Source organism: Novosphingobium sp. YAF33, assembly GCF_052113265.1.
Classification (GTDB): domain Bacteria; phylum Pseudomonadota; class Alphaproteobacteria; order Sphingomonadales; family Sphingomonadaceae; genus Novosphingobium.
On the sequence record NZ_JBFRCW010000003.1, the window covers coordinates 117,065 to 137,093 of the forward strand.

The 20,029-nt window shown below is 65.7% G+C and carries 21 protein-coding genes; 8 read left to right on the plus strand and 13 right to left on the minus strand.

Translation table 11 applies throughout. The features are described from left to right. Positions 1-3 precede the first annotated feature (3 nt). The 3 genes from AB4Z00_RS07695 to radA are packed head-to-tail and all read right to left on the minus strand — an operon-like array spanning position 4 to position 2,335. Complete coding sequence (locus AB4Z00_RS07695) at positions 4-426, minus strand: iron-sulfur cluster assembly scaffold protein (protein ID WP_442045540.1); 423 nt, start codon at positions 424-426, stop codon at positions 4-6. Next, a complete protein-coding gene (locus AB4Z00_RS07700; protein WP_132262749.1) occupies positions 426-947 on the minus strand; it encodes a CvpA family protein in 522 nt (173 codons plus the stop codon). Before AB4Z00_RS07700 ends, AB4Z00_RS07695 begins: the two co-directional genes overlap by 1 nt. An 11-nt stretch (positions 948-958) precedes the next feature. Continuing rightward, positions 959-2,335 carry a DNA repair protein RadA gene (gene radA, locus AB4Z00_RS07705; RefSeq protein WP_132262747.1) on the minus strand — a complete coding sequence of 459 codons (1,377 nt, stop codon included), beginning with the start codon at positions 2,333-2,335 and terminating at the stop codon, positions 959-961. Between the two features lie 70 nt (positions 2,336-2,405). Between radA and AB4Z00_RS07710 the strand changes: the two genes are divergently transcribed. Then, the gene (locus tag AB4Z00_RS07710; protein ID WP_442045541.1) at positions 2,406-4,712 is read left to right on the plus strand and encodes a patatin-like protein; all 2,307 of its coding nucleotides are present in this window, start codon (positions 2,406-2,408) and stop codon (positions 4,710-4,712) included. Positions 4,713-4,803: 91 nt separating this feature from the next. On the opposite strand, the gene dnaJ is transcribed toward AB4Z00_RS07710, so the two are convergent. Then, positions 4,804-5,934 (minus strand): molecular chaperone DnaJ, encoded by a 1,131-nt coding sequence (dnaJ, locus tag AB4Z00_RS07715; RefSeq protein ID WP_132262743.1) that lies wholly within the window; start codon positions 5,932-5,934, stop codon positions 4,804-4,806. 81 nt (positions 5,935-6,015) lie between these two features. Next, entirely contained in the window at positions 6,016-7,929 is a 1,914-nt protein-coding gene (gene dnaK, locus AB4Z00_RS07720; protein ID WP_442045542.1) for a molecular chaperone DnaK, read from the minus strand. 219 nt (positions 7,930-8,148) lie between these two features. Here dnaK and AB4Z00_RS07725 point away from each other — a divergent pair, with 219 nt between their 5' ends. Next, positions 8,149-8,673 carry a copper chaperone PCu(A)C gene (locus AB4Z00_RS07725; protein WP_243840831.1) on the plus strand — a complete coding sequence of 175 codons (525 nt, stop codon included), beginning with the start codon at positions 8,149-8,151 and terminating at the stop codon, positions 8,671-8,673. 8 nt (positions 8,674-8,681) lie between these two features. Next, entirely contained in the window at positions 8,682-9,203 is a 522-nt protein-coding gene (locus tag AB4Z00_RS07730) for a vgr related protein (RefSeq protein WP_442045543.1), read from the plus strand. A gap of 82 nt (positions 9,204-9,285) precedes the next feature. Here AB4Z00_RS07730 and AB4Z00_RS07735 read toward each other — a convergent pair whose 3' ends face one another. From AB4Z00_RS07735 to hrcA, 3 genes are all read right to left on the minus strand, one after another. Continuing rightward, positions 9,286-9,534: a YgdI/YgdR family lipoprotein gene (locus tag AB4Z00_RS07735; RefSeq protein WP_243654057.1), complete on the minus strand. Its 249-nt coding sequence runs from the start codon at positions 9,532-9,534 to the stop codon at positions 9,286-9,288. Positions 9,535-9,713: 179 nt separating this feature from the next. Continuing rightward, positions 9,714-10,289 (minus strand): nucleotide exchange factor GrpE, encoded by a 576-nt coding sequence (grpE, locus tag AB4Z00_RS07740; RefSeq protein ID WP_132262735.1) that lies wholly within the window; start codon positions 10,287-10,289, stop codon positions 9,714-9,716. Positions 10,290-10,305: 16 nt separating this feature from the next. After that, positions 10,306-11,349, minus strand: a complete 1,044-nt coding sequence (hrcA, locus tag AB4Z00_RS07745) for a heat-inducible transcriptional repressor HrcA (RefSeq protein ID WP_132262733.1) — start codon at positions 11,347-11,349, stop codon at positions 10,306-10,308. 180 nt (positions 11,350-11,529) lie between these two features. On the opposite strand from hrcA, the gene rph reads away from it, so the two are divergent. Genes rph through AB4Z00_RS07765 form a run of 4 tightly spaced genes read left to right on the plus strand, consistent with a single transcriptional unit; the run spans position 11,530 to position 14,962 of the window. Next, positions 11,530-12,246 carry a ribonuclease PH gene (rph, locus tag AB4Z00_RS07750; RefSeq protein ID WP_132262731.1) on the plus strand — a complete coding sequence of 239 codons (717 nt, stop codon included), beginning with the start codon at positions 11,530-11,532 and terminating at the stop codon, positions 12,244-12,246. Beyond that, a complete protein-coding gene (gene rdgB, locus AB4Z00_RS07755) occupies positions 12,243-12,890 on the plus strand; it encodes an RdgB/HAM1 family non-canonical purine NTP pyrophosphatase (protein ID WP_132262729.1) in 648 nt (215 codons plus the stop codon). Before rph ends, rdgB begins: the two co-directional genes overlap by 4 nt. A 9-nt stretch (positions 12,891-12,899) precedes the next feature. Beyond that, positions 12,900-14,051 (plus strand): radical SAM family heme chaperone HemW, encoded by a 1,152-nt coding sequence (hemW, locus tag AB4Z00_RS07760; protein ID WP_442045544.1) that lies wholly within the window; start codon positions 12,900-12,902, stop codon positions 14,049-14,051. Beyond that, positions 14,048-14,962 carry a tyrosine recombinase XerC gene (locus tag AB4Z00_RS07765; RefSeq protein ID WP_442045545.1) on the plus strand — a complete coding sequence of 305 codons (915 nt, stop codon included), beginning with the start codon at positions 14,048-14,050 and terminating at the stop codon, positions 14,960-14,962. Before hemW ends, AB4Z00_RS07765 begins: the two co-directional genes overlap by 4 nt. A 73-nt stretch (positions 14,963-15,035) precedes the next feature. On the opposite strand, the gene aqpZ is transcribed toward AB4Z00_RS07765, so the two are convergent. From aqpZ to rsmI, 5 genes are all read right to left on the minus strand, one after another. After that, a complete protein-coding gene (gene aqpZ, locus AB4Z00_RS07770) occupies positions 15,036-15,734 on the minus strand; it encodes an aquaporin Z (protein ID WP_132262723.1) in 699 nt (232 codons plus the stop codon). A 99-nt stretch (positions 15,735-15,833) separates the two neighbouring features. Then, positions 15,834-16,448, minus strand: coding sequence for a DedA family protein (locus tag AB4Z00_RS07775; protein WP_442045546.1), 615 nt, complete (start codon positions 16,446-16,448; stop codon positions 15,834-15,836). Positions 16,449-16,491: 43 nt separating this feature from the next. Beyond that, a complete protein-coding gene (gene gshB, locus AB4Z00_RS07780) occupies positions 16,492-17,478 on the minus strand; it encodes a glutathione synthase (protein ID WP_442045547.1) in 987 nt (328 codons plus the stop codon). Positions 17,479-17,614: 136 nt separating this feature from the next. After that, positions 17,615-17,989, minus strand: coding sequence for a YraN family protein (locus AB4Z00_RS07785; RefSeq protein WP_442045548.1), 375 nt, complete (start codon positions 17,987-17,989; stop codon positions 17,615-17,617). After that, the gene (gene rsmI / locus AB4Z00_RS07790; protein ID WP_134092881.1) at positions 17,986-18,813 is read right to left on the minus strand and encodes a 16S rRNA (cytidine(1402)-2'-O)-methyltransferase; all 828 of its coding nucleotides are present in this window, start codon (positions 18,811-18,813) and stop codon (positions 17,986-17,988) included. Before rsmI ends, AB4Z00_RS07785 begins: the two co-directional genes overlap by 4 nt. A gap of 41 nt (positions 18,814-18,854) precedes the next feature. On the opposite strand from rsmI, the gene AB4Z00_RS07795 reads away from it, so the two are divergent. Continuing rightward, positions 18,855-20,012: a penicillin-binding protein activator gene (locus tag AB4Z00_RS07795; RefSeq protein ID WP_132262713.1), complete on the plus strand. Its 1,158-nt coding sequence runs from the start codon at positions 18,855-18,857 to the stop codon at positions 20,010-20,012. Positions 20,013-20,029: the final 17 nt, after the last annotated feature.

Consider the following 20,029-nt stretch of genomic DNA (forward strand, 5'->3'; position numbering starts at 1 on the left):
GCGTCATTCGTCTTTCGAGAATGCCTGGATGGCGGCGCGCCAAGGAAGCAGGACGGCGCCGTGCCGACCGGGATAGTCCCGTGCGGCCGCAATCTTCGCCAGGCCGGGCCATTCGGGCATCGGGCCTTCGCCGGATAGCCAGCGCGCCATCGTTTCGCCCGTCACGCAGACTTCTTCGGGACCGCGACCGATAACCGCATCGGCGAAGATAGCCGCGGCGGCCTGGCCGATGGCGCAGGCCTGGCTGCGGATGCCGATGCTCTCCACGGTTCCCCGTTCGCCGAGCGAAAGGCCAAGCGCGATCGTGCTGCCACAGCTCTGGGACCGTGCCTCGCCCTGCAGCGGCAGCGCCTCGCTCCAGGGATAATGCGCCAGCCTGATCGTCAGGCCCAGGACTTCCGGGGTATAGAGAACGGTTGCCGACATCAGGTTCCCGCCGCCTCAGCCCGCAGCGCCTCCCGGCGGCGCTCGGAAATCATCTTCACCAGTGCCTCGCTGCTGGCGTTGACGAAGGGATAAGTCCGCGCTTCCTTCATCCAGGCTGGTCGGCCGCCGATGCCCCAGACCGTGTCATAGCCCAGCACCAGGACGGAGAATCCCAGGATCACGACGATAACGCCCTTCACCGCGCCAAAGCCGAACCCGAGCACACGATCGATCGGACCCARTACCGAGGCGCGGCTTCGCTTGCCCGCCCAGCTCGCGATCAGCCTTACGACGATGAAAGGCACCAGCAGCAGCACCGCAAAAGCGATCACCGGCGTGGCCGTTCCGTCGCCGCTATAGGGAACCAGCCAGGCCGACAGCGGCGTATGCAGCGCCCGGATGGCGAACACGGCGAAGATCCACGCTCCCAAAGCGAGAATCTCCTGCACGAAACCTCTCAGAAATCCGGTGGCGGCACCCACGCCCACAAACACCAGAACAGCAATATCGAAACCGGTCATAAGGCCCCGAACTAGGCATCCGTCAGGATACGGTCAACGAGATTGGGCAACATGGCCAAGCCGGTAAAGTCGATGCCCTTTGCCGTACCTTCGGCATTGGCCCCGCCTGCCGGCCCGATCGCGCGCCCAAAGCCGAGTTTCGCCGATTCCCGCTGACGGATCGATGAATGCGAAACCGGGCGGATCTCCCCTGCGAGCGAGACTTCCCCGAACCAGACCGCATTCTTCGGAAGCGGCCTGTCTCCCAGCGCCGAAATCAGCGCGGCGGCCACGGCAAGGTCCGCTGCGGGATCTGCCAGGCGGTAGCCGCCCGCGACGTTCAGGTAGACTTCCGCGCTGGAGAAATTGAGCCCGCAGCGTGCCTCCAGAACCGCCAGCAACATGGCCATGCGGCCCGAATCCCAACCGACCACGGCGCGGCGCGGCGTTGCCCCGCTCTGGAGCCGGACGATCAGCGCCTGGATTTCCACAAGCACGGGCCGGGTCCCCTCCATGGCGGCAAACACGGCGCTTCCGGCCATTTCCTGATCGCGGCCGGACAGGAACAGCATCGAGGGATTGCCGACTTCGGCCAATCCTGCCCCTTCCATGGCGAAGACACCGATTTCGTCCACCGGCCCGAAGCGGTTCTTCAGGCTGCGCAGGATACGGTACTGGTGGCTGCGTTCGCCTTCGAACGCCATGACCACGTCGACCATATGTTCCAATACGCGCGGACCGGCGATCGTGCCGTCCTTGGTGACGTGGCCGACGAGCACGAGAGTGACATCGTTCTCCTTGGCATAGCGGATCAGCTCGAAGGCGCAGCCGCGGACCTGGCTGACCGTGCCCGGCGCGCCCTCGATCGTGTCGGAATGCATGGTCTGGATCGAATCGATGACCAGCAGGGTCGGCGCGTCCATCATGCCAAGCGTGGTCAGGATGTCCCGCACGGATGTGGCGGAGGCCAGCAGGATCGGCGCCTTCGACAGCCCCAGTCGCTCCGCGCGCAGCCGCACTTGCCCGGCGGCTTCCTCGCCGCTGACATAGACTACGCTGCCGCCGGCCAGGGCGATATGCGCCGAAGCCTGAAGCAGGAGCGTCGATTTGCCGATGCCGGGATCGCCGCCCATCAGGATCGCGGAGCCGGGAACCAGTCCTCCGCCCAGCGCACGGTCGAACTCCGCAAATCCACTCGCGCGCCGCTTCGGCAATTCGCCTGGCGCGTCGAGAGGCGTGAACAGGATCGGCCGCCCCCCGGACGAGAGATCGTGCTTGGAGGAAAACACCGTCTGCGGCGCATCTTCCGCCAGCGTGTTCCACTCCCCGCAATCGGGACATTGACCTTGCCAGCGGGAGGAGACTCCTCCGCAGGCCTGACAGACATATCGACGCTTGGGCTTTGCCATGTCGCCCGATTATCGGGAACGGAATGAGAACGCAATTGCCTTTCCCGAACGATAGCGCCAACATGGAGCAATGCGGCAAAAGGAATTGCGGATCGCGCTGGTCTGCTACGGCGGTATCAGCCTTGCCGTTTACATGCACGGGGTCACCAAGGAACTCTGGAAGGCGCTTCAGGCCAGCCAGGCGTTCTGGGCGGAGGGCGATGCGGAACCGCCGCCGGGGACGGCGCGAGTCTATCACAAGCTGCTCAAGCGACTGGAGGCCGGCAGCAACCTGCGGCTGCGCATACTGACCGACATTGTCGCCGGTGCCAGCGCGGGCGGGATAAACAGCGTATTCCTCTCGCAGGCGATCCATTCGGGACACTCGCTGGAGCCGCTGACCGAGCTTTGGCTGGAAAACGCCGACGTCGACGTCCTGCTCGATCCGGAAGCAAGAGCGCGCAGCCAGGTGACCAAGTTCTGGGCCCGGCCGCTCGTCTCCTACCTGCTGCATCGGCCCGGCAATGCCGTGACGACCAGCGTGGCGCCGGAAACCCGCGAGGAAGTGCGGCAGAAACTCTCGCGGCTGATCCGCTCGCGCTGGTTCGAACCGCCTTTCAGCGGGGTCGGTCTCTCGCGCCTGCTGGCCGGAGCTTTCACGGCGATGGCCGAGACCGAGGCCGGGCCGCCGCTCCTTCCCCATGGCCATCCGATAAACCTCTTCGTGACGGCAACGGACTTCAAGGGACACCTTGAAACCTTGCGCCTGCACTCGCCGGAACTCGTGCTGGAAAGCGAGCATCGCCTCAGCATCGGCTTCGAGTCGCGGTCCGGCACCCCTTCCATTGCCGCCATGCCGGAACTCCTGCTGGCCGCCCGCGCCACGGCGAGCTTCCCGGGTGCCTTCCCGCCGCTCCAGATCGAGGAAATCGATGGGGTGATTGCGGAACTAGGGCTCGCCTGGCCGGAGCGCGAGGCGTTCTTCCGCCGCGTCATGCCCGAGCACAGCCAGCGCGGAGACCTCGACAACGTTGCGCTCATCGACGGCTCGGTGCTCAACAACGCGCCCTTCGCCGATGCCATGGGCGTGCTGCGCGACCGGCCGGCGACGCGCGAAGTCGATCGCCGTTTCGTCTACATCGACCCCACGCCGGATCGTATCGGCGCCTCGATGCGCCAGGAACGCCGGGCGCCGGGCTTCTTTTCGACGATATTCGGCTCACTGTCCTCGATCCCGCGCGAGCAGCCGATTCGCGACAACCTGGAGGCGCTGGAGCGCGATTCGCAGGAAGTGGCGACGCTGCGGGCCATCGTGCTGGCATTGCGGCCGGAGATCGAGGAGACGGTGGACCGCCTGTTCGGCAACACCTTCTTCCTCGACCGGCCGACCCCCAAGCGCCTTTCCGCCTGGCGCGACAAGGCACAGCGCGCGGCGCTGGAACAGGCGGGTTTCGCCTATCACGGATACGTCCAGGTCAAGTTTTCCGGGATCGTCGCCAAGCTGGCCCGGCTCATCTACGAAGGCGCGCCGGAGCTGGGCCTCTCCTCCAGCGAGCCGATCGCGCTGCGGCTTCACGATCATTTCGCCAGCGTCGGGCTGGACCGGATCAAGGGCCTGAAAGGCGACGGTTCGCCGGGGATGATCGGCTTTTTCCGCACGCATGACCTGGCGTTCCGAATTCGGCGGCTTCGCCTGCTGGCACGGCGCGTCACGCAGGAGTGGCAGCAGGAAGAAAGCGTCACGGAAGTAGAGCGGGACAAGGCAAGGGAGGCGATCTACGCCGCGCTTGCGCTCTATCTCGACCGCGAGCCGGTCGCTGCGATGGGGGAGACTTTCGCCGCGCTCGCCGCAGCAGTGTTCACCGATCCTGGCGCGGTGATCGATCACATCGAAAAGGTTCGCGACCTGGTGGCGATCGATGCCCGGGTCGATACCCTCCTGGCGGAAGCCCTGGCCGCGATGCCGCAGGCGCTGCGGCGCCGGGTGCTGCTCGCCTACCTCGGCTTCCCTTTCTACGACACGGTGACCCTGCCGCTGCTGCGCGGCGAGGGCCTGACGGAGTTCGATCCGATTCGCGTCGACCGCATTTCGCCTGAGGATTGCCACATGATCCGGCAAGGTCCGGTGCTTCGCGGCACCGAGTTCTTCAACTTCGGTGCCTTCTTCAGCCGCGCCTATCGCGAGAACGACTACCTCTGGGGCCGATTGCACGGCGCCGAGCGGATGATCGACCTGATTTCCTCAACCGCCGAGGGCGAACATGCCCTGCTGGAAGGCGAACTCTGGACCTTCAAGCGGGAGGCTTTCCTGGCCGTGCTCGAAGAGGAAAAGGATCGCCTCACGGCCGATCCCACGCTGGTGCGGAACGTGCGGGAAGAAGTGCTGAGAGGCGGCTGACGTTCGGCCAAAAAACGTCGGCCAAAAAAACAACGTCGCCCCGGATCAGGTCCGGGACGACGTTTTTGTTCGGTCGTTCGGCCGGACGGGACTATTCCGTCAGATCGTTCCAGGCTTCCTTGATGCGGTCGAAGAAGCCCTTGGACTGCGGGCATTCGTCGCCGGTTTCCGTCGACTGCAGCTCGCGCAGGATTTCCTTCTGGCGGGCGGAAAGCTTGGTCGGCGTTTCCACGCTGATCTCGATGACGAGATCGCCGCGGCCGCGCCCCTGCAGGACCGGCATGCCCGCGCCGCGCTTGCGCAGCTGCTTGCCCGACTGGATGCCCGCCGGAATGTCGACCGAAAGGCCCTCGCCATCCATGCCGGGAATCTCGATCGAGCCGCCCAGCGCCGCCGTGGTGAACGTGATCGGAACGCGCGTGATCAGCGTCGTGCCGTCGCGTTCGAACACCCGGTGCCGTTTGACATGCAGGAAGATATAGAGGTCGCCCGGAGGCGCGCCAAAGGGACCGGCCTCACCCTTGCCGGAAAGGCGGATGCGGGTGCCGGAATCGACGCCCGGCGGGATGTCCACCTGCAAGGTCTGCGGCTTGTCGACCCGGCCCTCGCCGCCGCAGGAGCGGCATGGTTTCTCGATCACTTCGCCCCGGCCGTGGCAGGTGGGGCAAGTGCGTTCCACAACGAAGAAGCCCTGCTGCGCTCGGACCTTGCCATGGCCGCCGCACATGTTGCAGCCGCGCTTGCCGGTTCCCGGCTCGGCGCCCGAACCGCCGCAAGGCTCGCAGCCCTGCGAGACTTCGATGGTGATCTCGGTCTGCTTGCCGTGGAAGGCTTCGTCCAGACTGACTTCCATGTCGTAACGCAAGTCGGCACCGCGACGCGCCTGCTGACGACCGCCTCCACCGAAGGCGCTGCCGAAGATGGATTCGAAGATGTCCCCGATATCGCCGAACTCGGCGCCGCCGGGATGACCGCCGCCGCCCATTCCCTGCTGGAATGCGGCATGGCCGTAACGATCGTAGGCCGCCCGTTTCTGGGGGTCCTTGAGGCAGTCGTAAGCCTCGCTGATCTGCTTGAAACGCGCTTCGGAATCGCCGCAGCCCGGGTTCTTGTCCGGATGATGCCGCATGGCGAGGCGGCGGTAGGACGACTTGATGGTCTTGTCGTCGGCGCTGCGCTCTACTTCCAGCAGTTCGTAATAATCGATTTCAGTCGCTGACACGTCTTATACTTCCCCGCGTACGACCCGGTCGCCACCGGCACGTCGTGCACCGGTGGCGATCGCGGTTTTCATGAGGACTCGTCAGCCCTTGTTGTTTTCGTCGACTTCCGAGAACTCGGCGTCGACGACATCGTCATCGGCACCGGCCGGAGCGGCTTCCGGCGAAGCGCCCGAGGCCTGTTCCTTCTCGTAGATGGCCTGGCCCATCTTCATCGCGACTTCGGTCAGCGCCTGCGACTTGGCGGTGATCTCTGCGGGTTCGCCGCCTTCGATCGCCGTCTTGGTCTCGGCAATGGCCGCCTCGACTTCGGCCTTCAGCGCGGCATCGATCTTGTCGCCATGTTCGGCGATCTGCTGCTCGGTCGCGTGGACGAGGCTGTCGGCGTTGTTCTTGGCCTCTGCGGCCTCACGACGCTTCTTGTCCTCTTCGGCGAACTTCTCGGCATCCTTGACCATCTGGTCGATGTCGTTGTCCGACAGACCGCCCGAAGCCTGGATGCGGATCTGCTGCTCCTTGCCGGTGCCCTTGTCCTTGGCGGAGACGTTGACGATGCCGTTGGCGTCGATGTCGAACGTGACTTCGATCTGCGGCACGCCCCGGCGCGCGGCCGGAATGCCGACCAGGTCGAACTGGCCGAGCATCTTGTTGTCCTGCGCCATCTCGCGCTCGCCCTGGAACACGCGGATGGTTACCGCCTGCTGGTTGTCCTCGGCGGTCGAGTAGACCTGGCTCTTCTTGGTCGGGATCGTCGTGTTGCGGTCGATCATCTTGGTCATGATGCCGCCCAGCGTCTCGATACCCAGCGACAGCGGGGTGACGTCGAGCAGGAGCACGTCCTTGACGTCGCCCTGAAGCACGCCGGCCTGGATCGCGGCGCCCATGGCAACCACTTCGTCAGGGTTCACGCCGGTGTGCGGGTCCTTGCCGAAGAAGTCCTTCACGACTTCGCGCACCTTGGGCATGCGGGTCATGCCGCCCACGAGCACGACGTCGTCGATGTCCTTGGCCGAAAGACCGGCATCGGCGATCGCCTTGCGGCAGGGTTCCAGCGTGCGCTGGATCAGGTCCGCAACCATCTTTTCGAGGTCGGCACGGGTGACGGTTTCGACGAGGTGCAGCGGGGTGGTGGCGCCGCCTTCCATGCGTGCGGTGATGAAGGGCAGGTTGACCTCGGTCGTCGCGGTGGACGACAGCTCGATCTTCGCCTTCTCGGCCGCTTCCTTCAGACGCTGCAGGGCGAGCTTGTCGCTGCGCAGGTCCATGCCTTCCTTGGCCTTGAACTTGTCGGCCAGCCATTCGACCAGCTTGGTGTCGAAGTCTTCACCGCCCAGGAACGTGTCGCCGTTGGTCGACTTCACTTCGAASACGCCTTCGCCGATCTCGAGGATCGARACGTCGAAGGTGCCGCCGCCAAGGTCATAAACGGCGATGGTCTTGCCGTCCTGCTTGTCGAGGCCATAGGCTAGTGCGGCCGCGGTCGGTTCGTTGATGATGCGCAGCACTTCAAGACCGGCGATCTGGCCGGCGTCCTTGGTCGCCTGGCGCTGCGCGTCGTTGAAGTAGGCGGGCACGGTGATGACGGCCTGCGTCACGGTCTCGCCGAGGTACGATTCGGCGGTTTCCTTCATCTTCTGCAGAGTGAAGGCCGAGATCTGCGAGGGGCTGTACTCTTCGCCGCCGGCCTGGACCCAGGCGTCGCCGTTCTTGCCCTTGACGATGTGGTACGGAACCAGCTCGGTGTCCTTCTTGGTCACCGGGTCATCGAAGCGGCGGCCGATCAGGCGCTTCACCGCGAAAATCGTGTTGTCGCCGTTGGTCACGGCCTGGCGCTTTGCGGGCTGCCCGATCAGGCGTTCACCATCCTTGGTGAAAGCGACGATCGAGGGCGTGGTGCGCGCGCCTTCGGAGTTCTCGATAACCTTGGGCTTGCCGCCGTCCATCACGGCGACGCAGCTGTTGGTGGTGCCGAGGTCGATACCAATTACTTTTGCCATTATCCCCATTCCTCACGTCAGTGGATGACACCATGCGGATCGCCTCCCTCCATAAGGCAAGGCGGCTTGCACAGCTCGATGACGTTCAAAGTCGTCGGAGCCGCATATAGGTGTGGTTTCGCTTGGAACAAGTCTGTCGCGATGGCATTACGCGGGGGAAATTTTCAGCGCCCCGAAACTCTTCGCGATCAGGGGCCTGCCCGAGAGGATCCATCCGCCGTGAAGCCCTTTTCCCTGCTTGCCTTTACCAGTGCCTCCGCCCTGCTCGTCTCGCTTGCCGCCTGCAAGCAGAGCGAGGCGCCGGCGCCGCAGGAAAGCGCCTCGCTTGACGCCGGGCCGACCGCGAAGCCCGGCATCAGCGCCAGCGACGGCCACCTCATTCTTCCGGTCGTGGCCGGCCGCCCCGGCGCGGTCTACTTCACCGTGCGCAATGACGGTTCGGTGCCGGTGAAGCTCGTCGGCGTCCATGTCGGCGGCGCCGGTAGCGCCCAGATGCACAAGACGGAGGGCGGCAGCATGGCCGCCGTCGATTCGCTCGATCTCGCGCCCGGCGCCCAGGTCGATTTCAAGCAGGGCGGCATGCACGTCATGGTGTTCGACATCGGCGAGACGGTAAAGGCCAGCGAGACGGCCGAATTAACCCTGACCTTCTCCGACGGCGACAAGCTCTCGATGCCGCTTCGGGTCGAAACCATGGGCGGGGATATGGGCGGCGGCAGCGACATGCCCGGAATGGACCACTGACCACGCACTTGTCCGGGGAACCCCTGCCAGAAGAACTCGCGCCCCCGCCCTGCCTGCCGGGGGCCGAGCGGCCGCTGACACCGGGTGAGATCGCGCTGGTCCAATCGGTTTTCGGCGACGCGGTGGACTGCGCGCCCGTTCGCATCCGGCGGCGCAAATGGTTTCCCTTCCAGCCTGCCAATGTCGTCATGGCGCCTTGCGGACACCTTCACTTTCACCGCGGCTCAGCGCTTTATCAGGACGATTTCGCCGGAGCGCCGATCGGGCTCCAGGGGTTGTTCATCCATGAAATGACGCATGTCTGGCAGACCCAGCGCAAAGGCCGCTGGTATCTCCCGCTCATGCGCCATCCGCTCTGCCGCTACGATTATGCCTTGCGGCCGGGCTGGACGCTCGGTCGCTACGGGATCGAGCAGCAGGCCGAAATCGTGCGCCACGCTTTCTTGCTCGATCGGGGATGGCGAGTCCCGGGTGCACCGCCGCTCGCCAGCTATGACGGCATCCTGCCATTCGGCCGGATTTCAGACTAGGCTCCCAACCGCATTAAGAAAGGGGCGCGAGTTTCCCCGCGCCCCTTTTTTGTGTGTAAGCAGGCCCGTCAGGCCGGCGCGATCAGCAGTCGCGGTCCCAGTAGCGGTCGCCGCGGCGATCGTAACGATAGCAGCCATTGTGCTTCTTCTGGGTCGAGCCGACAGCCGCACCGGCAGCAGCGCCGACGGCGGCACCGGCGCCGACGTCACCCGCCAGCGCACCAACGCCCGCGCCCAGCGCGCCGCCGGCCAGGGCGCCTTCGCCGCCGTAGTTGCTTGCACAGCCAGCCACGCCCAGGGCGCCGGCGGCCAAGATAGGAAGAATGAGCATTCGCATGGGATCTCTCCGCTGAAAATCAGTTGCCTGACTGATCAACGGCCCCGATGCGGAGGGGTTCCATAAGGCCCTGCAAACGAACGACACCGTGCCCCCGTTCGTCTCTCAAGGCCTTGACGAACCTTGAAGACCAACAGGGGGCACGGCGGGTAACAGGGGTCAGGGAAGCCGGATCAGTCCGGCTTCTTCGCCACGGCCACCATGGCAGGACGCAGCAGGCGGTCCTTGATCATATAACCGGCCTGGAGTTCCTGGACGACCGTGCCCGGCTCGACATCGGCCGAGGGAACCTCGATCATCGCCTGGTGCTGGTTCGGGTCGAGCGGCATGCCCATCGCGGCGATGCGGGTGATGCCGTGGTTGGTGAACACCTTCTCGATCTCGCGGCCAGTCGCTTCGATGCCGGCGACGATGCCCTTCAGCTTCTCGTCCTCGCGCAGTTCGCCCGGGATCGAAGAAAGCGCGCGGGACAGGTTGTCCGCCACCGAGAGAATGTCGCGGGCGAAGCCGGTCGCGGCATAGGCGCGGGTGTCGGCCACGTCCTTTTCAAGGCGGCGGCGCACGTTCTGGGTCTCGGCACGGGCGTAAAGCACGTCCTGCTTGGCGATTTCCAGTTCCTCGCGGAGCTTGGCGATTTCACCGCCGTCCTTATCGCTGTCGATCATGTCTTCGGGCACGCCCTTCAGTTCTTCCGCGATGGCGGGATCTACAGTCTGACCCTCTGGCGGCTGGGTCTTGTCGTCAGTCATTATTGTAAGGTTCCAACTATCCGATGAGCTTGCCCAGGCTCTGGGCAGTGAAGTCCACCATGGGGACGACGCGCGCATAATTCAACCGAGTCGGGCCGATTACCCCCACTACGCCGACGACCCTGCCCTCGCGATCCCGATAGGGCGAAGCGATGACCGAGGAGCCGGAAAGCGCGAAAAGCCGGTTTTCCGATCCGATGAATATCCTGGTCGAATCCGCCTCGCGCGCCGTCTCCAGCAACTCGGCGACGGACTGCTTGTTTTCCAGGTCGTCCAGCAGCGAGCGGACGCGTTCGAGATCGGAAAGCGCCGATTCGTCGAGGAGATTGGCCTGCCCGCGCACGATCAGCACAGGCCGGGCGGTCGCATCCTCGCTCCACACGGCAAGGCCGCGCTCCACGAGGTCGCGGCTGGCCGTATCGAGCGCCGACTTGCCGGTGGCGATGTCGGACCGCATCGCCCGGGCCGCCTCGCCCAGGGTGCGGCCGGCGAGATGGGCGGTGATGTAGTTCGAGGCTTCCTCCAGCGCGCCGGGCGGCAGACTGGCGGGCAGTTCGATGATCCGGTTCTCCACCGCGCCTTCTTCGCCCACGAGCACCGCCAGCGCCCGGCCGGGGCCGAGCGGAACGATCTGCAAGTGCATCAGACGCGGCTCGCGGCGCGGCACCATGACTACGCCGGCGCCCGACGTGAGGTTCGACAGCAAGGCGCTGGTCGCCTCGAGCGCGGCCTCGATCGGCCCCGGCGCGGCAATCCGGCTCTCGATGGCGAGCCGTTCCTCGGCGGTCGGTTCCGCCACTTGCATGATGCCGTCCACGAACAGGCGCAGCCCGGCCTCGGTCGGCAGGCGTGCCGCGCTTATGTGGGGTGCAGCCAGCAGTCCCAGCGATTCGAGATCGGCCAGGACCGAGCGGATCGATGCCGAGGACAATTTCACGCCGCCCGGCCCGGCCAGGACTTTCGAGCCGACCGGGCTTCCGGTGGCGATATAGCCCTCCACGACGAGGCGGAAAATCTCGCGCGCGCGGTCGGTCAGTTCCAGGATGGGTGGTGTCGGCATTCGTCCTCAACTTAGGGATTGCCGCCAAGGCCTCAAGTCCCATGGCGCGATGTCGGGGCGACTATCGCGCTTTTTCCCTTGGACACACTCGATTGTCGCATTTTCCACGCGCTCAGGTGTTTCCACCGGGGCGGAAAATGCTCTAGGGGGCGCAGGCAATTTTAGACCAAAGGAACCTCCATGCGACCTTCCGGCCGTACGCCCGACGAGATGCGCGCTATCGACATCCAGACCGGTTTCACCAAGCACGCCGAAGGCTCGGTGTTGATTTCCTTCGGTGATACTCGTGTGCTCGTCACCGCTTCGGTCGAGGAAAAGGTTCCGCCGTTCCTTCGCGGCAAGGGCGAAGGCTGGGTCACGGCCGAATACTCGATGCTGCCCCGCGCCACTCACACCCGTGGCAGCCGCGAAGCCGCCAAGGGCAAGCAGTCGGGCCGCACGCAGGAAATCCAGCGCCTGATCGGCCGCAGCTTGCGCGCCGTGGTCGACATGAAGAAGCTCGGCGAGCGCCAGATCGTGCTCGACTGCGACGTGCTCCAGGCCGATGGCGGCACCCGCACCGCCTCCATCTCGGGCGCCTGGGTCGCGCTGCGCCTGGCCGTCGACAAGCTGATGGCCGAAGGCAAGATCAAGGAAGATCCGATCAACGCCCGCGTCGCCGCGATCTCCTGCGGAATCTGCGAGGGTACGCCGGTGCTCGACCTCGACTATATCGAAGACAGCTCGGCCGATGCCGATGCCAACTTCGTGCTGATCGAAGGCGGCATGATCGCCGAGGCCCAGGCAACCGCCGAAGGCGCGACTTATGACGAGGAAGGCCTGCTGCGCCTCCTGCGCCTGGCCCGCATCGGCTGCGACCGGATCTTCGCCGCCCAGGCCAAGGCCGTCGGCCGGTGAGCAATCGCCGCCTCCAGGGCGAACGTCTCGTGATTGCCACGCACAATGCGGGCAAGCTCCGGGAAATCGGCGCCCTGCTCGCGCCGTTCGGGATCGAGTGCGTTTCCGCCGGCGAACTCGGCCTGCCCGAGCCGGAAGAGACGGGCACGACGTTCGTGGAGAATGCGCTGCTCAAGGCCCACGCGGCCGCCAAGGCAGCGCAGCTTCCCGCGCTGGCGGACGATAGCGGCATGTCGGTGACGGCGCTGGGCGGAAGGCCCGGCGTCTACACCGCCGACTGGGCCGAGCGGCAGTGGTTCGAGGGCGAGCCGGGCAAGGCCTGGGAAGGCCGCGACTGGTTCATGGCGATGGGCAAGGTCGAGGGTCTGCTCTGCGAGCAAGGCCAGGATGTCGACCGTTCCTGCTGGTTTTCCTGCGTGCTCGCGATCGCCTGGCCCGATGGGGCAGAGGCCGTTTACGAAGGTCGCTCCAACGGCACCTTCACCTGGCCGCCGCGTGGCAAGCTGGGCTTCGGCTACGATCCCTGCTTCGTGCCCGACGGCCTCGACCAGACTTTCGCCGAGATCGCGCCAGAGAAGAAGCACGAGATCAGCCACCGCGCCGATGCTTTCGCCAAGCTGGTCGCGGAGCAGTTCCCGGGCTAATCTGTCACGATGGCCCGCGCGCTCTATATTCACTGGCCGTTCTGCCTCGCAAAGTGCCCCTATTGCGACTTCAACAGCCATGTCCGCGAGCGGGTGGAGATCGAACGCTGGGAAGCGGGCCTGCTCGCCGACATGCGCCACGAACACGCGGTTGCGGGCGGCGAGCGGCTCGATTCCATCTTCTTCGGCGGCGGCACGCCTTCGTTGATGCCCCCTGCCCTCGTCGCGCGGCTGCTGGACGAGGCCGAGAAGCTATGGGGCTTTTCGCAAGGGATCGAGATCACTCTGGAGGGCAATCCCTCCTCGGTGGAAGCCGGCAATTATGCGGCTCTCGCGGCGGCGGGGGTGAACCGTGTGTCGCTGGGTCTCCAGGCGCTCGACAACCAGACCTTGCGGTTCCTGGGCCGGCTGCACGATGCGCAGGAAGGGCTGAAAGCGCTTGAAGTGGCGCAGCAGAACTTCTCGCGCGTCAGCTTCGACCTGATCTACGCGCGGCCCGGCCAGGGCCTCGAACAGTGGCAGGCAGAACTCGCCCACGCCCTCTCTTACGGCACGGGCCACCTCTCGCTCTACCAGCTCACCATCGAACCCGGCACGAAGTTCGCCACGATGGTGCGCCAGCAGGAATTCGCCCCGCTGGACGAAGACGCCTGTGCCGACATGTTCGCGCTGACGCGCGAGATGACGGCCGCGGCGGGACTGCCTGCCTACGAAATCAGCAATCATGCCCGGCCCGGCGAGGAAAGCCGCCATAACCTGACTTATTGGCGCTATCAGGACTATTGCGGCATCGGCCCCGGCGCTCACGGCCGGCGCGGCGGTGTGGCCACGACGCGCCACCGCAAGCCCGAAAACTGGCTCGAAGCCATCGATCTGCACGCCCAGGGGATCAACGAAGTCCGCGATCTCGGACGCCGCGAACAGGCGAGCGAAGCCATGCTCATGGGCCTGCGCCTGCGCGAAGGCGTGGACCTCGATGCGCTTGCGGCCCGATTCGGACTGGCTGCCGCGCAGCTCTGCGATCCCGGCAAGGCCGCTTTCTACGAGAAGCAGGGCCTGGTCCGCCGCGCGGGCACGCGTCTCCACGTCACCGAGGACGGCATGCCGCTGCTGGATGGCTTGCTGGGTGAGATTGTGCCCGTGGACCTCGTCGAGCCGTGAACCCGCCAACGGGCACGACCAAAGCGGACCTGCTCGAAGCCTGGGGCAACCATCTCGGCAATGGACGCCGCCGCAGCCCCCACACTGTGCGCGCCTATATCGCCACGGCCGCCCGGTTGATCGACGGTGCCAAGGCCTGCGACTGGGCCTCGCTGGCCCGCCTTGAGGCGGCCGACTTGCGCGTTCACCTCGCCGCCCGGCGTGAGGACGGAATCGGCAACAGTTCGGCCGCTCGCGAACTCTCGGCGCTCAAGAGTTTCCTGTCCTTTGCGCGCGAGCAGGCCGGCGTTGCCCATGCCGCCGCGCCGCGCCTTCGCGGACCGCGCGTCAAGAAGGGACTGCCACGCCCGGTCACGCCGGACGAAGCGGTCAACCTGGCCGCCATGGTCGAGGAAGATGCCCGCGAGCCGTGGATCGGCGCGCGCGATCGTGCCGTTCTGCTCCTTCTCTACGGCGCCGGCATGCGCATCGCGGAAGCCCTGTCCATCGCCGGAGCCGCGCTGCCGCTGGGCGAGACTCTGGTGGTTACCGGCAAGGGCGGCAAGCAGCGCATGGTTCCGCTCCTGCCCATCGTGCGTGAGGGCGTGGCCGATTATCTCGACAAATGCCCCTGGCCGGTGAAGGCGGACGAGCCGATCTTCCGAGGCGCCAAAGGCGGAGCCCTGTCGCAAGGCATGGTGCAGAAGGCGGTCGCGCGCGCCCGGATCGTGCTCGGGCTGCCGGACAGCGCCACGCCGCACGCCTTGCGCCACAGCTTCGCCACGCATTTGCTGGGCGCGGGCGCCGACCTGAGGAGCCTGCAGGAACTGCTGGGCCATGTAAGCCTGGGTTCGACGCAGATATATACCAAGGTCGATGCCGCGACTCTGCTGGACGTCTATCGTAACGCCCATCCGCGCGAACAGGGCTGAAACGCAGCGGGGGACGGGGCTTTTTCAGCCCCGCCCCCACGGATGTCAGGAGCATGCCTGGCCGAAGCGCGTGCTAGAGCGCGCCCTCATGCGGCGCCAGCAGACCGCGCCAGATCAGGGCGCCGATCGCCGCGCCGACCAGCGGCGCCACCCAGAACACCCATAGCTGCCCGAGGGCGGCCGTTTCTGCAAAGAGCGCCACGCCGGTCGACCGCGCCGGATTGACCGATGTATTGGTGACCGGGATCGAGATCAGGTGGATCAGCGTCAGGCACAGGCCGATCGCCAGCGGTCCGAAACCGGCAGGGGCGATCTTCGAGGTCGAGCCGAGGATGACGATGATGAAACCGGCCGTCAGGATCGTTTCGATCATCAGTGCCGAAGACAGCGCATAGCCGCCGGGCGAAAGTGCACCGTAGCCGTTGGTGGCGAAGCCTCCCGGAGTCCAGTCGGCCTTGCCCGAGGCGATGGCGTAGAGCGCCGCCGCGGCCAAGATAGCGCCCAGCACCTGGGCGATCCAGTAGGGAACGAGGTCCTTCCAGTCGAGCCGGCCGCCAACGGCCATGCCCAGCGAGACCGCCGGGTTGAAATGCCCGCCGGAAATGGAGCCGACCGCATAAGCCATGGTCAGCACCGTCAGGCCGAATGCCAGGGCTACGCCCGCGAAGCCGATCCCGAGTTCGGGAAAGGCCGCTGCCAGCACCGCCGAACCGCAGCCGCCGAAGACGAGCCAGAATGTACCGAAGAACTCCGCTGCCAATCGCTTGGACATAACCCCTGCTCCCAAATGGTTGCGAGCAGAGACTACGGTATAACACCTAGGTGCGATACTCTGGCTCTTGTACAAAACTGACTAATAGTTAGCTCTGGTCTACTTGGATCGGCGCTCGGCAGAAGGCTTCCAGGAGAGGATCCGCCACAAGTACCAGACGGCGCCACCTGCGGCGAGAACCAGTGTAGCCCAACCGATCCAGGCCTCTGCCTGGGCAAAACGCTGGCCCAGCCACCGGCCCGCCAGGATCAGCAACGTGTTCCAGATCGCCACGCCGGCAGCGGTATAGAGCAGGAAGGTGCCATGCCGCATATGCGCAAGGCCCGCAGGGACCGATACCATCGTCCGGAACATCGGCATGAAGCGCAGGAGGAAGACCACCCAGTGCCCGTGCTTGCGGAAGAAGGTGCCGGCGCGCTCCACCTCGTGCCATTCCAGGGTCAGCCAGCGGCCCCAGCGCTCGATGAAGGGTTTCAGGCGCTCGTAGCCCAGGCGGTTGGCGCCGAGGAAGAGCACGTAGTTGCCCAAGGTCGAGCCGACAGTGCCGGCCAGCAGCACGGACAGGAAATCCATGCGCCCATGTGCGATGGCGATCCCCGCGACGCCCATGATAAGCTCCGAGGGGATCGGCGGCACGATGTTCTCGAGCATCATCAGCAGGAGGATACCCCAGTACCCTCCTCCTTCGATCAGCGAGATGACCCATTCATTCATGTTCGCCTGCATTCATCATTGCGGACGACCCGCGAAATCAGGCTTACATCGCCGCGTGGCGGGCCTCGATCGCATCCCAGATCTTTGCCCCGGTGTCGGTACCGTTGAAGCGATCGATGGCGACGATTCCCGTCGGCGAGGTCACATTGATTTCGGTCAGCCATTTTCCGCCAATCACGTCGATACCCACGAAAACAAGGCCTCGTGCCTTGAGTTCCGAGCCGAGCGCTGCGCAGATTTCCTCTTCCGCCGAAGTGAGGCCGGCGGCTTCCGCCGATCCGCCCACCGCGAGGTTGGAGCGAAACTCGCCGGCTCCGGGCTTGCGGTTGATGGCGCCCGCGAATTCGCCGTCGACCAGGACGATCCGCTTGTCGCCCTCCGCCACGTCGGGGAGGAAAGGCTGGACCATGAACGGCTCGACCCAGGCATTTTCGAACATCTCGATCAGCGCGCCCAGATTGCTGCCATCGGCGGGCACGCGGAACACCGCCTTGCCGCCATTGCCGTGAAGCGGCTTGATCACGAGGTCACCGCCGAAGCCCGCCTCGACATTGCGCTGCTGGAACAGGCGCACATCCTCGATGCGGCGCGCAATGAAGGTCGGCGGCATGAACCGCGCATAGTCGAGCACGAAGACCTTCTCGGGCGCATTGCGGACCGAGACGGGGTCGTTGATCACCAGGGTCTGCCCGGCAAGCCGTTCCAGCAGATGGGTGGCGGTGATGTAACCGAGGTCGAAAGGCGGATCCTGCCGCATCAGCACCACATCGATATCGGCGACGAGGTCGATCAGGCGATACTCGCCGCGCGTGAAATGGGCACCTTCCACGCGCTGCACCGTGATCGGCGCGCCCCAGCAGGTCAGCCGCCCGGCGGCACCCGAGGAGGCGTCATAAGCCAGCGTGCGCACATCGTAATGGAACAGTTCGTGCCCGCGCGCCTGCGCCGAGAGCATGAGCGCGAACGAGGAATCGCCCGCGATCTTGATCGATTCCAGCGGGTCCATCTGAACGGCGATGCGTAAGGTCATGAAAAGTCTGGTCCTCGCGGATATGTACCGAGCGGTATCTTTCGGAAAGGCGGCTTAATCAAATTCGGCGGCGGGTGCGAATGGTTTCGAGCCAGTCCTGCATCTTTGCCGACGGACCGAAACCCTGCGGCGGAATTCAGGCGCCCGGCTGCCACGCATTGACGATGCGGCGCGGCCAGCAGCGCGGTGCCAGCAGCAATACGTCGATCCGCAAGCTGTCGCCCGGCTTCTGGTATCGATGCGCAACGGCCTCGGCGGCGGCCGCCACGCGGCGCAGGCGGTAATGATCGATGGCAGTGTCGAGATCGGCGCGCCGCGCGCGCCATTTCACTTCGACGAAACAGAGCGTCCGTCCGCGGCGCGCCACGATATCCACTTCGCCGCGCGCGGTCTTCACGCGCCTCGCCCGGATGCTCCAGCCCGTCATCCGCAAGTACCATGCGGCCAGCGCCTCTCCCCGGCGCCCTTGCCGCTCCGCCTCTGCGCGCGACTTGCCGCGGCCCTGGCTCACTTGAGTTCCATGGCCCGGGCGTAAAGCGTCTTGCGGTCGAGCCCGGTGGCCTTGGACACGCTGGCCGCCGCCTGCGACGGCTTGGCGATGGCCAGCTCCGCACGCAGCATCGCGTCCACGTCGACTTCACCGATCGGCTCGTCGCCCGGCGGCGCCACCAGAAGCACGATCTCGCCCTTGGGCGGGTGGGCTGCATAATGGGCGATGAGTTCGTCGGGCGTGCCGCTGCGGCATTCCTCGAACTTCTTGGTCAGTTCGCGCGCCACCGCCACTTCGCGTCCGGGAAGCACTGCGCCGATCGCTGCCAGCGCATCGTCCAGGCGCGGCGCCGTCTCGTAGAAGATCAGCGTGGCCGGGACTTTCGCAAGGTCGGACAGCACCGTCTCGCGCGCCTTGGCCTTGTTGGGCAGGAACCCGGCGAAGAGGAAACGGTCGTTCGGCAAGCCCGAGAGCGTCATCGCCATGACCGCGGCATTGGCCCCCGGCAGGCTGGTGACGGGGATGCCCCGCTCCCGCGCGATCTTGACGAGCCGATAGCCCGGATCGGAGATCAGCGGCGTGCCGGCGTCGCTGACGAGCGCAACCGGCTCGCTTTCCATCAGTGCCAGCAGACGCTCACGGTCGCCCTCGCCCGCGTGGTCGTCGTAGCGGATCATCTTCTGCTTGATGCCCAGGTGGTGCAGCAGCTTTCCGGTGATGCGGGTATCCTCGCAGGCAACCGCGCTCACGCCCTTGAGAATCTCCACGGCGCGGAAGGTAATGTCCCCAAGGTTGCCAATCGGGGTTGCCACTATGTAGAGGCCTGAGGTGAGAATGTGTTCCATCGCAGGGACTCATGGCCCAAGCACTATGGGAGCGGCAAGCAATGTTCTATGATCGCCTGAACCGGCGCACTCTTTTCGCGGCGGCAGCGATGGCAGCTCTGGCGGGCTGTGCCGTGGTACCCAAGGCCCCCGCGCCGGCTCCCGCGCCTGCTCCGACGCCTTCCGAAAGCGAAATTCCCACCGATACCGAGCGTCACCGCGTTGCCCTGCTGGTGCCGACCACCGGCCCGAATGCCGGCGTTGGCCAGTCGCTGGCCAATGCGGCGAACATGGCGCTGCTCGACACGGGCGCCAAGAACCTGCGCATCACGACTTACGACACCGGCACCAATCCCGGCGAGGCCGCGCGCCGCGCCATTGCCGACGGCAACAAGCTGATTCTCGGCCCGCTGCTTTCCGACGACATCGCCTCGGTCGCGGCTGTCGCCAAGCCAGCCAAGGTGCCGCTGATCTCGTTCTCCAACGACGAGAAAGCCGCCACCAGGGACGTCTTCATCATCGGCAACCTGCCCGGCCAGTCGATCGCCCGCACCGTGACGTATGCCCGCGGCAAGGGCATCTCCACTTTCGCCGCGCTCGTTCCCAAGGGTGACTATGGCGAACGCGTGAGCAGCTCCCTGCTCGCATCGGTGCGCGATGGCGGCGGCTCCGTCGTCGCCATGGAGACTTACGATCGCTCGGCGGCCTCGATCAGCGCTGCGGCGGGACGGATCAAGGCCAAGACCGGCTATGGCGCGCTGCTCATCGCCGACAGCGGCAGCCTGTCGGCCAAGGCCGCCGTGTCCTACCGCGCGGCCGGTGGCGGCGCCGGTGTGCGCCTGCTCGGCACCGAACTCTGGGGCGGCGAACGCGAACTGGCGACCAGCCCGGCCCTCAACGGAGCGTGGTTCTCCACCGTGTCCGACGTCCGCTTCGCGCAGTTCGCCAAGAGCTATCGCAGCCGCTTCGGCGCCGCACCGTTCCGTATCGCGACACTGGGATACGATTCCGTGCTGCTGACCCTGCGGGTCGCGCGCGACTGGGTGCCGGGCAAGGCCTTTCCGACGACCGAAATGCTCGATCCCGGCGGCTTCCTGGGTGTGGACGGACCATTCCGCTTCGGCCGCACCGGCCTGATCGAACGCGCACTGGAAGTGCGGGCGGTCGAAGGCGGCGCCGTCAAGGTCATCAGCGCCGCGCCCAGCGGTTTCGCCAAGTAATTCCGCCCCTTTCCGGC